The sequence below is a fragment of the Pseudoroseomonas sp. WGS1072 genome, from assembly GCF_049340465.1.
Taxonomy (GTDB): Bacteria; Pseudomonadota; Alphaproteobacteria; order Acetobacterales; family Acetobacteraceae; genus Pseudoroseomonas.
The window spans coordinates 2800309-2812256 of sequence record NZ_JBMPSU010000001.1; the positions used below are offsets into that span (position 1 = coordinate 2800309).

The 11948-nt window shown below is 72.2% G+C and carries 12 protein-coding genes and 1 other RNA gene; 8 read left to right on the forward strand and 5 right to left on the reverse strand.

Annotated features, from left to right (window positions below; translation table 11 throughout):
* Window positions 1–197 precede the first annotated feature (197 nt).
* The gene (locus ACF3NH_RS13145; protein WP_198367368.1) at window positions 198–1142 is read left to right on the forward strand and encodes a crotonase/enoyl-CoA hydratase family protein; all 945 of its coding nucleotides are present in this window, start codon (window positions 198–200) and stop codon (window positions 1140–1142) included.
* Window positions 1143–1216: 74 nt separating this feature from the next.
* Here ACF3NH_RS13145 and ACF3NH_RS13150 read toward each other — a convergent pair whose 3' ends face one another.
* Together ACF3NH_RS13150 and ACF3NH_RS13155 are read right to left on the reverse strand one after the other, a co-directional pair.
* Entirely contained in the window at window positions 1217–3763 is a 2547-nt protein-coding gene (locus tag ACF3NH_RS13150; RefSeq protein WP_422923394.1) for an ATP-binding protein, read from the reverse strand.
* Window positions 3760–5949: a two-component system response regulator gene (locus tag ACF3NH_RS13155; protein ID WP_422923396.1), complete on the reverse strand. Its 2190-nt coding sequence runs from the start codon at window positions 5947–5949 to the stop codon at window positions 3760–3762. Before ACF3NH_RS13155 ends, ACF3NH_RS13150 begins: the two co-directional genes overlap by 4 nt.
* A 285-nt stretch (window positions 5950–6234) precedes the next feature.
* On the opposite strand from ACF3NH_RS13155, the gene ACF3NH_RS13160 reads away from it, so the two are divergent.
* From ACF3NH_RS13160 to ACF3NH_RS13170, 3 genes are all read left to right on the forward strand, one after another.
* Window positions 6235–6945, forward strand: a complete 711-nt coding sequence (locus ACF3NH_RS13160) for a glutathione binding-like protein (RefSeq protein ID WP_422923398.1) — start codon at window positions 6235–6237, stop codon at window positions 6943–6945.
* Window positions 6946–6949: 4 nt separating this feature from the next.
* Window positions 6950–7633 (forward strand): glutathione S-transferase family protein, encoded by a 684-nt coding sequence (locus ACF3NH_RS13165; RefSeq protein WP_422923400.1) that lies wholly within the window; start codon window positions 6950–6952, stop codon window positions 7631–7633.
* A 91-nt stretch (window positions 7634–7724) separates the two neighbouring features.
* The gene (locus tag ACF3NH_RS13170; protein ID WP_422923402.1) at window positions 7725–8210 is read left to right on the forward strand and encodes a cupin domain-containing protein; all 486 of its coding nucleotides are present in this window, start codon (window positions 7725–7727) and stop codon (window positions 8208–8210) included.
* A 7-nt stretch (window positions 8211–8217) separates the two neighbouring features.
* Here ACF3NH_RS13170 and thiE read toward each other — a convergent pair whose 3' ends face one another.
* From thiE to ACF3NH_RS13185, 3 genes are all read right to left on the reverse strand, one after another.
* On the reverse strand, window positions 8218–8844 hold the full coding sequence (gene thiE / locus ACF3NH_RS13175; RefSeq protein ID WP_198367362.1) for a thiamine phosphate synthase: 627 nt from the start codon (window positions 8842–8844) through the stop codon (window positions 8218–8220).
* A 58-nt stretch (window positions 8845–8902) separates the two neighbouring features.
* A complete protein-coding gene (locus ACF3NH_RS13180; protein WP_422923404.1) occupies window positions 8903–9820 on the reverse strand; it encodes a class I fructose-bisphosphate aldolase in 918 nt (305 codons plus the stop codon).
* 106 nt (window positions 9821–9926) lie between these two features.
* On the reverse strand, window positions 9927–10370 hold the full coding sequence (locus tag ACF3NH_RS13185; RefSeq protein WP_422923406.1) for a hypothetical protein: 444 nt from the start codon (window positions 10368–10370) through the stop codon (window positions 9927–9929).
* Window positions 10371–10552: 182 nt separating this feature from the next.
* Here ACF3NH_RS13185 and ACF3NH_RS13190 point away from each other — a divergent pair, with 182 nt between their 5' ends.
* From ACF3NH_RS13190 to ACF3NH_RS13205, 4 genes are all read left to right on the forward strand, one after another.
* Window positions 10553–10831, forward strand: coding sequence for a hypothetical protein (locus ACF3NH_RS13190; RefSeq protein ID WP_198367359.1), 279 nt, complete (start codon window positions 10553–10555; stop codon window positions 10829–10831).
* A gap of 2 nt (window positions 10832–10833) precedes the next feature.
* On the forward strand, window positions 10834–11163 hold the full coding sequence (locus tag ACF3NH_RS13195; protein ID WP_198367358.1) for a cell division protein ZapA: 330 nt from the start codon (window positions 10834–10836) through the stop codon (window positions 11161–11163).
* A gap of 9 nt (window positions 11164–11172) precedes the next feature.
* A non-coding RNA gene (gene ssrS, locus ACF3NH_RS13200) (6S RNA) lies at window positions 11173–11327 on the forward strand.
* Window positions 11314–11943: a 5-formyltetrahydrofolate cyclo-ligase gene (locus tag ACF3NH_RS13205; protein WP_422923409.1), complete on the forward strand. Its 630-nt coding sequence runs from the start codon at window positions 11314–11316 to the stop codon at window positions 11941–11943. Before ssrS ends, ACF3NH_RS13205 begins: the two co-directional genes overlap by 14 nt.
* Window positions 11944–11948 lie beyond the last annotated feature (5 nt).

Below are 11948 nucleotides of genomic sequence, written 5' to 3' on the forward strand. Positions count from 1 at the left end.
CGTCGTTCCGGCGCGTCGAGATCCAGATCGATTGCTGTCAAAACCTTACAGTCAGGAGCACAAAGCAAATCAATACTGCGAGGGCAGGGGGTGGCTAGGATGCGTGCGCGTGGCAAGGCCAACGCCCTTCATGGTGGAGGGTACTTGGATGTTACGCAACCATAACGGTGGCACGACCACCCAGCCGGAGACCCTCCATGTATCTCGATCGCAACACCCCCGTCGTCGCCGAGACCGCTGGCCGCAGCCTGCCGCCGGCGCATGTCGCCCTGTCGGCCCTGCGCTTCGACAATCTCGAACTCCGCCTGGAGCCGGAAAGCCGCACCGCCTGGTGCACCATGCGCCCGCAGGGTCGCCCGAGCTACACCCTCGAACTGATGCAGGATGTGCATCGCATGCAGGACGCCATGTCCGCGCTCTTCGCGGAGCGCGCGGCGCTGGGCGAGCGGCCGGCGGACTGGTTCGTGATGAACTCGGCCGTGCCGGGCATCTACAATCTGGGCGGTGACCTGGCGCACTTCGCCGAGCGCATCCGCTCGCGCGACCATGCCTCGCTGGTGCGCTACGGCCACATCGCGGTGGAGGCGATCCACAAGAACACCGTCGCCTTCGGCCTGCCGCTCATCACCATGGCGCTGGTCCAGGGGGACGCGCTGGGCGGCGGCTTCGAGCACGCGCTCTCCTTCGACATGATCGTCGCCGAGCGCAGCGCCAAGATCGGCCTGCCGGAGATCCTGTTCAACATGTTCCCCGGCATGGGCGCCTACAGCTTCCTCTCGCGCCGCATCGGCCGTCGGCAGGCCGAGGAGCTGATCACCTCCGGCCGCATCTACACCGCCGCGGAACTGCACGCGATGGGCGTGGTCGATGTGCTGGCCGAGGATGGCGAGGGCGAGGTGGCGGCGCGCGACTATATCGCCCGCCACAGCCGCAAGCACAACGCGCACCTGACGATGCACCGCGCCCGCCGCCGGGTGGATCCGGTGACGCTCGACGAACTGCGCGACGTGGTGGAGATGTGGGCCGGGGCAGCGATGAACCTGGGCGAGGCCGACCTCAAGAAGATGGGCCGGCTGGTGGCGGCGCAGGAGCGCCGGCTGGGCAGCCTGCCTTCCGCGGGGCTGGCGCACGCCGCAGAGTGATGCGCGGCCTCACGAACAGACCGGTCGCATGAGGACGCGCCCGTCTTCCCGGCGGGGGGCCGGGACGGGGTGGCTCAGCCGCGATGCTCGCCGGCGCCGGCATCGTCCGCGAGATCGCCCCTGTAGGCCCGGCGCGTCCGCTCGAGCTCGGCACGGGCCCGCTGCGCGAGGTCCGCCCCCTCGCGCATCATCGCCTCCCGCCCCAGGCGGCGCCATTCGGTGCAGAGGCGGGCGAGCGCCAGGGCGCCGACATTGGCGGCGCTGCTGCGCAGGGCATGCGTCTCGGAATGGAAGCGCGTCGCGTCGCCGGCCAGGGCGGCGGCGGCGATCTCCTCGATCAGCGCCCCCGCATCGTCGAGGAAGTCGCGCGCGAGTCCCTGCAGGAACTCCTCGCCGCCGAGCTGGCGCAGGTTCTCCACCACCTCGTCATCCAGCGCCGGGCTGGTCGGGCGGAAGCGCGGGTGGCTGGCGATGGCGGTCACCGGCCCGGCGGGCGCGGCCTGGCCCGGGCGGGGCGGGCGCGCCCGCTCCTCCACCAGGCGCAGCAGCTCGTCCGGCCGGATCGGCTTGGTCACGTGGCCGTCCATGCCGGCCTCGGCACAGCGCCGCACCGCCGCCTCCGTGGCATCGGCGGTCAGCGCCAGGATCGGCAGATGCGGCTGCCCGAGCGCCATGACGCGGAACAGCTTCGTCGCCTCGATGCCATCCGTGTCGGGCATGTTCACGTCCATCAACACCAGATCGAGGCTGTCGGCCTCCTGCTCCAGGATGTCGAGCGCGGCATCGCCATTGTCGGCCAGCCGCACGGCATGGCCGGCCCGTTCCAGGATCTTGGCGACAACGCGCTGGTTCACCCGGCTGTCATCCGCCACCAGCACGCGCAGCGGCCGCGCGGGCCGCCGAGCGGGAGCGGGAGCAGCCCCGGCCTCCTCCGGGGGTGCCGCCTCCTGCGGCTCGTCGCCGGCCGGGGCGGGGGCCAGGGCCAGGGCCAGGCGCAGAGCATGCGCCAGCTCCTCGCCGGTGGCCTGGGGCGGCAGCAGGGTCTCGGCCGCGCGGCGCAGCGTCTCGGGCGGCAGCGCCGGCGCGGCGCCTGCCTCGTCCACCAGCAACCGGGGATGCGCCGGCGCGTCGGCGGGCAGGGCGACCGGCGCATAGGCCAGCAGCAGGCAGCGCCCTTCCGGCCCTTCGGGGCGGGCCCGCATCAGGCGTGCCGCCTCCTCCACGCCGGCCGCCGGCCGTGCCTCGGCGCCGAACTCCGCCAGCTTCTCGGCCAGGGCCGCCGCCCGGATCGGCGCCGGGTCGAGCAGCACCACGGCGAGGCCGGCGAGAGAGGGGCGGGGCTGCGGCGTGACCGCCTCGGCCAGGACGGTGAAGCGGAAGGTGCTGCCCTGTCCGGGGATGGAGGTGACGCCGATCTCGCCCCCCATCAGCCGCACCAGCCGGCGGCAGATGGCCAGGCCCAGCCCGGTGCCGCCGAAGCGGTTGATGATGGTGGAATCGGCCTGGGTGAAGTTCTCGAAGATCCGCTCCTGCGCCTCGGGCGCGATGCCGATGCCGGTGTCGGAGACCTCCACGGTCAGGCGCAGCCGGGTCTCGCCCGGCGCCGGCGGCGCGGCGTCCAGGGCGACGGTGACCCCGCCCTCCGCGGTGAACTTCACCGCGTTGCCGGCCAGGTTCAGCAGCACCTCCATCAGGTGCCGGCGGTCGCCGCGCAGCAGCAGCGGCGTGCGCGGCGTGACGTGCAGGGAGAAGCGCAGTCCCTTGGCGCGGCACTGCGCGGCCAGCAGGCGGCGCAGCTCGGTGAGCAGCGGGCCCACCTCGATGTCCACCGTCTCGGTCGGCATGCGGCCGGCCTCGATGCGCGACAGGTCGAGGATGTTGTCGATCAGCGCCAGCAGCGAATGCGCGGCGGTGTTCACCGTCTCCAGCATGTCGCGCTGCTCGCCATCGAGCCGGGTATCGCGCAGCAGGCCGCCCATGCCGATGATGGCATTGAGAGGCGTCCGCAGCTCATGGCTGACGCTGGCCAGGAAGAGCGACTTGGCCTGGCTCGCCTCCTCCGCCTGCTGCCGCGCGGCGGACAGGCGGCGGATCAGCGTGCCGGCATAGAGCGGCAGGATCAGCAGGCCGATCAGCAGGCCGATCGACAGGTGGAGCTGGCCGTTCCAGTAGGGCGTGGTCAGGATGACGAGGCCGAAGCCGAGGAAGGCCACCAGCATGGCGACCCGCAGCGAGGACAGGCCGAAACGGAAGCCGTTGCCGAAGATCACCCAGAGATAGATCGGGAAGAACAGCGCCACCGGTTCCTCGCCGATGTGCAGCTGCCAGGACAGGAAGCCGCAATCCAGCAGCAGCGCGGCCAGCCGGCGCGGCGGCGAGGCGGCGGGCACGAGCAGGATATGGCCCAGGATGCCAAGGGCGAGGGCGACATAGACCGCCATGGCCAGCAGCGCGTCCCGGGAGTCGCCGCCGACCAGCAGGAAGAGGATGATGACCGCCGCGAAAGCGAGGCGGTTGAAGCTCATCTCGTGCTCGCTGTCCGGACGCCCCCGCAGCCGGTTGCGCAGCCAGGCCAGCGGCCCGGGGCGGCGTCCGGGCGGCGGCGTGGCGGCCTTGCTCACGGCACGCCGTAGGGCTCGGCGGGACTGGCCGCCGGGATGAAGGCTCCCGCCGGGTCATGCTCCGCCAGCAGCCGCGACAGGGCTTCGGCCGGGATGGGCGGGCTGAAGTAGTAGCCCTGCACCTCGTCGCAGTTCTCCTGGGAGAGGCGCGCCAGCTGCTCGGCCGTCTCGACGCCTTCCGCCACCACCGAGAGCCGCAGCGAATGGCCCAGCGCCACGATGGTGCGCACGATGGCGGCATCGTTCGGATCGCTGACCATGCCGCGGACGAAGGACTGGTCGATCTTCAGCCGGTCCACCGGGAAGCTCTTGACGTAGTTGAGGGAGGAATAGCCGGTGCCGAAATCGTCCACCGAGACGCAGACGCCGAGCTGCCGCAGCTCCTGGAGCATGACGGCGGATTCCACCGCCTGCTCCATCAGGATGCCCTCGGTCAGCTCCAGTTCCAGGAGCGCCGGGTCCAGTCCGGTCTCGGCCAGGGCGCGGCGCACGATCTGCCCGACATCCTGGCGGCGGAACTGGATCGGCGAGAGGTTGACGCCGATCCGCAGCGGCCGCCCCGCCCGGGCCCAGGCGGCGGCCTGGCGGCAGGCCTCCCGCAGCACCCATTCGTTGATCGGGCCGATGAGCCCCGTCTCCTCCGCCACCGGCAGGAAGACGCCCGGGCTGACCAGGGCGCCGCCGCCCCGCCGCCAGCGCAGCAGCGCCTCGGCGCCGACGATGCGGTGCGTGCGGAGCGAGATCTGGGGTTGGTAGTGCAGCACGAACTCGTCGCGCTCGAGACCCAGGCGAAGGTCGCGCTCGACGCGCATGGCCTCCCGCGCCCGCTCGTCCATGGCGGCGGCGAAGAAGCGCCATCCATTCCGCCCCTCGGCCTTGGCGCGGTACATGGCGAGGTCGGCGTTGCGCAGCAGCCCCGCGGCATCGCGGCCATCGCGCGGGGAGAGGGTGATGCCGAGGCTGGCGCTGGTGGACAGGACCTGGCCATCGCAGGCGAAGGGCGCCGAGAGGCTCTCGACGATCCGCGCGGCCAGCGCCGCGGCATCCTCCGGCCCGGAGATGCCGGCCTGCAGGATGGCGAACTCGTCGCCGCCCAGGCGCGAGACGGTGTCCTCCGGACGGACCGACTGCTGCAGCCGCCGCGCCACCTCCTGCAGCAGCTGATCGCCGAGGTGATGGCCGAGCGCGTCGTTCACCGACTTGAAGCGGTCGAGATCGAGGAAGAGGAGCGCGAAGGCGTGCCCGCTGTTCCGCCCGCGCGCCAACTCGTGCCGCAGCCGCTCGCTGAGGAAGATGCGGTTCGGCAGGCCGGTCAGCGCGTCGTGATGCGCCATGTGGCTGAGCCGCCGCTCGGCCATCTTGCGGTCGGTGACGTCGAGCGAGGTGGTCAGCACCGTGACGACCTGTCCGGCGGAGTCGCGCAGCGGGGATTTGGTGGTGACCAGCACCCGCGCCTCGCCGCTGGGGCCGACCGCCTCCTCCTCCTGCTCGGCCAGGGCCGCGCCGGTCTCGAAGACGCGGCGGTCCCGCTCGCGCGAGGCGGCGCCGCGCTCGGCACCGAAGACCCGCTCGATCTCGTTGCCGACCAGCGCCTCCGGCGTCGATCCGGAAAATGCCGCCTGACTGGCGTTGACGAAGACGCAGCGGCCCTGGCGATCGGCGGCGGTGATCATGGCGGGGACGGTGTCGATCACCTGCGCCAGCGCCTTGCGGCTGTCGCGCAGCAGCGCCTCGCGCGTGCGGGCGCTGTCCTCCAGCTCCTGCTCCAGGCTGCGCGCGCGGCGCTGGATCACCTGCTGCTGCCAGCGCATCCGCAGCAGGTTGCGGGCGCGGGTCATGAACTCGTAGTGGTCCACCGGGCTGAGCAGGAAGTCGGTGGCGCCGGCCTCCAGCGCCCGCAGGCGGTAGGCACGGTCGTTGTAGGCGGTGATGACGATCACCGGCACGTCGGCGACGGCGGGATTGTCGCCCAGGGCGCGCAGCCGGCGGGTGAACTCGGCGCCGTCCATGCCGGGCATGCGGAAGTCGGTGACCACGAGGTCCACGCTGTTGCCGCGCAGCCATTCGAGCGCCTGCTGGGGATCGCCGAAGGCCTCGACCCTGGCGCCGCGGTCCAGGGAGGCGGCGAGGCGCGAAAAGATGTCCCGGTTCGTTGTCCTGTCGTCGAGGATCAGGATGGTTACCATAATGTCTTGAAGACCTGTCCCCGGCTCGTGCGGCGTCGCGGCCGGAGGCCGCGTCACAAATCATATACACGGGGGAGAGGCCGCTGCACAAAGCACAATCATGAGGCGAATAACCCGACCACCTTGCGGCCTTCCGTCCGGAGATGCTTGGAGAGGACCACCGGAAGGGCGGGTGCGACGGGCCGGACAAGGTGGCTTGCCGGTCTCCCGGGGGGCCGGTAGCGTCCTGCCCCAAAGGCGCCTGCGGCCCGCCGGGCCCCCAGGCCAGGCCCGGAGAACGCCGCCATGATCGACCTTCACTACTGGACCACCCCGAACGGCCACAAGGTCACGATGTTCCTGGAGGAGGCCGGTCTCCCGTACCGGATCCACCCCGTGAACATCGGCAAGGGCGAGCAGTTCCGCCCCGAATTCCTGGCCATCGCGCCGAACAACCGCATCCCCGCCATCCTCGACACCGAGCCCGCGGATGGCGGCGCGCCGGTGTCGCTCTTCGAGAGCGGCGCCATCCTGCTCTACCTGGGCGACAAGATCGGCCGCTTCATCCCGCCCCCGCAGGAGATCCGGGGCCGGGCCGAGGTGCTGCAGTGGCTGTTCTGGCAGATGGGCGGCCTCGGTCCGATGGCGGGCCAGAACCACCATTTCAACGTCTATGCGCCGGAGAAGATCCCCTACGCCATCGACCGCTACGTGAAGGAGACCAACCGCCTCTACGGCGTACTGGACCGGCGCCTGGCCGACCGCGCCTTCGTGGCCGGGCCGGACTACAGCATTGCCGACATGGCGATCTATCCCTGGATCGTGCCGCATGAGCGGCAGGGCCAGAAGCTGGAGGACTTCCCCAACCTCGCGCGCTGGTTCGCGGCCATCAAGGCGCGGCCGGGAACGGTCAGGGCCTATGCCCGGGCGGAGGAGTTCAGCGCCCAGGCGATCAAGCCGGAGGACAGCCGGGCGGTCCTCTTCGGCCAGACCTCGACCACCGGAAAGCAGGGCTGAGACGATGGCGCTCGGGCTCTACGAACTGACCGGCGAGGACCCGGAGCGCCGCTTCAGCCCCTATTGCTGGCGCAGCCGGATGGCGCTGGCGCACAAGGGGCTCGACGCCGCCTGCATCCCCTGGCGTTTCACCGAGGGCGAGGCCCTCGCCTTCTCCGGCCAGGACAAGGTTCCCGTCCTGCGGGATGGCGAGACGGTGGTCGCCGATTCCTGGGCCATCGCCCTGTATCTGGAGCAGGCCTATCCCGACCGGCCGAGCCTTTTCGGCGGTGACCCGGCGGCCACGCGGTTCATCAACGCCTGGGCCGATGCGACGCTGAACGCCCAACTGGCCCGGCTGATCGTCAGCGACATCCCGCGTTGGCTGGGCGAGGGGCAGCGCGCCTATTTCCGCGCCAGCCGCGAGGCCCGCTTCGGCCAGCCCCTGGAACAGGTGACTGCCGGCCGCGAACAGCGCCTGCCGGAGTTCCGGGCCAGCCTGCAGCCGCTGCGGCTGCTGCTGCGCGACGCGCCCTTCCTCGGCGGCGAGGCGCCGCGATACGGCGACTACGCGGTCTTCGGCGGCTTCCAGTGGGCGCGGTCGGTCTCGGAGCTTGCGCTGCTGGAGCCGGACGATCCGGTGGCCGCCTGGCGCGAGCGCATGCTGGACCTGTTCGGCGGCCTGGCCCGCCACGCCCCGGCGGCCTGAGGCACAGGATACCGCAAGCGGCAACCCTGAGCGCGGCGGCTCGTTCTCTTCACAGAACTTGCTGTTAACCGCCACAGTCAGGGAGCTGCCCATGGAGTATGAAACCATCTGGCTTGCCGAGCAGGAGGGGGTGCCGAACAACCCCCGGCTGCCGGTGCTGATCTACCGCGAGGCCTTCGAGGCCCGGCGGGCCGAGGCGGCGGAGGCGCTGTTCGCCGGCCATGGCTGGCCGCCCGCCTGGCGGGACGGCATCTACGGCCATGTCCATATCCACACCACCGCGCATGAGGCCCTGGCCATCATCGAGGGCGAGGTCCTGCTTCAGCTGGGCGGGGAAGGCACGGTGCCGCAGCGGCTGCAGGCCGGCGACGTGGTGGTGCTGCCTGCCGGCACCGGCCACAAATGCCTGCTGGCAAGCGAGGATCTGCTGGTGCTGGGCGCCTATCCCGAGGGTCAGCGGCCGGATGAGCAGTGCGCCGAGCCCGGCCAGGCCGCGGCGGCGCGGGCCCGCATCGCCCGCCTGCCGGACCCGCCGGCCTGTCCGGTCACCGGCCAGCCCTATCGCCGCCGGCCCTGAGAGCCGGTCACGCGGCGGCGATGGCCGCCCGCATCGCCCGCACCCCGGCCTCCGGCCCTTCCGGATGGCTCCACACTGCCCCGACCACCGCCAGGAAATCGGCCCCCGCCCGCACCAGGGGGGCGCAGTTCGCCGCGGTGATGCCGCCGATGGCGACCGAGGGCAGCTCGAACATCTCCGTCCACCAGGTGAGGATCTCCGGCTCGGCGCGATGCTCGGCCTGCTTGGTCGCGGTCGGGAAGAAGGCTCCGAAGGCGACGTAATCGGCACCGACCTCACCGGCCTCCATCGCCAGGTGCCGGCTGCCGTGGCAGGTGATGCCCAGCGTCCGGTCCGGCCCGAGCAGCTTGCGGGCCGCCGCGTGGTCGCCATCCTCCTGGCCGAGATGCGCCCCGTCGCAGCCATGCGCCACGGCCAGGTCGGCGCGGTCGTTCATCAGGACGGCGACGCCGCGGGACTGCGCGACCGGGCGCAGCGCGTCGATGGCGCGCCGCAGTTCGTCCTCCGGCACATCCTTCAGCCGCACCTGCAACGCGGCCACCTCGCCGGCGTCCAGCGCGCGGGCCAGCAGGTCCGGGAAGTGGCCGGGATCGATCCGGGGCGGGGTGATCAGGTAGAGCTGGCAGTCGGGCATGGGAGGCTGGGATCCAGGAGTGGCGGCGGAGCGGGGATGGCCCGCCCCGGCCGCCGGGTCAGGCCTTGTAGACGGCGATGATGTCCGACAGCAGCCTCAGCGCCTCCGCCTTCGGGCGCTGGAAGGTGTTGCGGCCGATGATCGAGCCATTGCCGCCGCCGGCGTGGATGCCCCTGGCCATCTCGACGAGCGACTCGCTGGTGCCCGCCTCGCCGCCGGAGAAGACCACCAGCCGCCGGCCGCCGAAGCAGGCCTGCACCACATGGCGGATGCGCCCGGCCAGGCTGCCGATCTCGGGCACCGGGTTCTTCTCGTAGGTCTTCTTCGCGGCGTCGAGGGAGATCGCCTCCGTCGGCGGCTTCACCTTGATGATGTGCGCCCCCAGCAGCGCCGCCATGTGCGCGGCATAGGCGCAGATGTCGAGCGCCGTCTCCGCCGTCTTGTCGAGATTGGGGCCGCGCGGATAGCTCCACACCACCACCGCGAGACCGGCCGACCTGGCCTCCTCGGCCAGCTCGCGCAGCTCCTCCATCATCTCGAACTGGTATTCCGAACCCGGATAGATGGTGAAGCCGATGGCCGAGCAGCCGAGCCGCAGGGCATCCGCCACCGTGCCCGTCACCGCCTGGTCCTTGGTGGTGGAGAGGCTGTTCGAGGAATTGACCTTGAGGATGGTCGGGATGGCGCCGGCATAGGTCGCGGCGCCGGCCTCGATCATGCCGAGCGGGGCGGCATAGGCGTTGAGCCCGGCCTCGATCGCCAGCTCGAAGTGATAGCGCGGGTCATAGGCGGCGGGATTGGGCGCGAAGCTGCGCGCCGGGCCGTGCTCGAAGCCCTGGTCGACTGGCAGGATCACCAGCCGGCCGGTGCCGCCCAGCTTCCCCTCCATCAGGATGCGGGCGAGGTTCGCCTTGGTGCCGGGATTGTCGCTCTCGTACCAGGAGAGGATGTCCTTCACGCGGGGTGTCAGCTGCATCGTCCGTCCTTCCGTGTCGGCGTTGTTTCCGCCGGATTCTGGCCGTACAGGCTTAGCCGAGCCCCCCCAGGATGTCACCAGCGGGGGATGTCACCAGCGGGGGATGTCACCAGTGGGGGATGTCACCGGCGCCGCCGTCGAGCCAGGCGTCCAGCGCGCGCTCCATGGCGCTGCCGAGCGGCGGCCGCAGCACCAGGGAAGGGGGCGCCCGCCGCCAGGCCGCGGCGCCCAGCGCGGCCGCCACGGCCTCCACCGCCGGCCGTCCCGGCGCCCCGGCGCCCAGCACCACGGCGGGCAGGCCGGCGCGCAGCGCGGCGAGGGCGAAGCCGGGGGCATCGCCGCAGTCCAGAACCGGCAGGCAGGGCTGTCCCGGCCAGTCGCGCCGGGCGGGGGCCAGCATCGCCAGGAAGGTCTCCGGCGTGAGCCAGCGCGCGGCGCCGGGGGGCGACAGGAGGGGCAGCGTGGCGCCGGGGCAGCGCCGGGCGGCGGCGGCCAGGGCCATCCGCGCGCCGGCGGCATCATGCACGGTCACGGCCGGAGCCAGGATCATGCGCCCCCGCATAGCGCGGCGAGGCCTGGCCCGCCATGGTCCGGGGAGGCGGCGGCGGCGGGCTTCCAGGCTCCGATGGAAGGCGGGCGGAAGCACCGCCGGACGGGCATCCGTTGACCCTGGATGCTTGCGCCGCTTAAAGCCTTCATCATGAGGTATCACGCTGGGGCGAAGGCGGCGGCATGAGCGACGCGGTGGATCAGGCCGCTGCACGGCTGGAACGGGCGGTCGAGCGGTTGGCGGCGGTGCTGGGCCGGCTGGACACGGCGGCGGGTGCGCCGCCCGGCGTTCCGCCGGAGGCCCTGGCGGCGCTCTCCGCGCGGCTCGACGACGCGCTGCTGCGGCTGCGGGGCGCGCTGGCGGAGGTGGAAGGGGCCGAGGCCCCGGCGGAGCCCGCCGGGCCGGGGCTTGATGAGACGACGTCGCCCGGCCTGCCGGACGACGAGCACAAGGAGAGCTGAGCTTGGGTCAGGTCACGGTTCGCGTTGGCGGCTATACCCATCCCGTCTCCTGCGAGGACGGCCAGGAGGGGCATCTGATCGCGCTCGCGGCGGATGTCGACCGGCGGGTTTCCTCGATCCGCGCCATGGGCGGGCAGTTCGGCGAGAGCCGCCTGCTGCTGCTGGCCGCCCTGCTGCTGGCCGACGAGATCCATGACCTGCGCGTCGAGCTGTCCCAGGCCCGGGCGGGCCAGTCCGGTGCCGCCCCCGCCGCCGATCCCCGCCTGGCCGAGCGTCTCGGCCGGCTCGCGGAACGGATCGAGGGCATTGCCGCGACGCTCGACCGTCCCTAAATGTCCGTCGCGGGGCTGTCGGGCGCGTCAGGCAATTTATCCCTGGGGCCAATAAGCATCCTCCGGGAGCTGGCTCTGGCCGGATCGTGGTCCGGCTATCTGGCGCCCACCTGCGCTAGCAGGCCTTAGGAGGATAAGACGCCAACGGCCATGGCGGCTCCGCGCAACATTCCCTCCCCCCTCGAAGCCGGCCTGCCGGACCCCCCGTCGCTGGCAAGCGCGAAGGCGGCGGTGCGACTTCGCGCCCTGGAACGGCGCGACGCCCTGGCCGATACCGGGGTCGATGCCGGGGCGGGCGAGGCCCTGGCCGGCCATCTGCTGCGGGCCGCCCCGCCGCCGCCCGGCGCCGTGGTCGGCGGCTTCTGGCCGATGGGCGCCGAGATCGACATCCGGCCGCTGCTGCACGCGCTCGCCGCCCGGGGGCATGTTCTGGCCCTGCCGGTCACGCCGCCGCGCGGCCGGCCGCTGCTCTTCCGGCGGTGGCGGCCGGGAGAGGCGCTGGTGCCGGGCCGCTTCGGCACCTCTGTCCCTGCCGAGAGCGCCGGGACGGCGGTGCCGGACTGGCTGCTGGTGCCGCTGCTGGCCTTCGACCGCCGGGGCCTGCGCCTCGGCTATGGCGGCGGCTATTATGACCGGACCCTGGCCGCGCTGCCGGCGGCGACCGCGATCGGCGTCGGCTATACGGCGCAGGAGGTGGCGTCGGTGCCGGCCGGCCCCAATGACCGGCCGCTGGCCGGCATCGCCACCGAGCGTGGTTATATCCCCATCGAGAAGGTTTGAGTGAC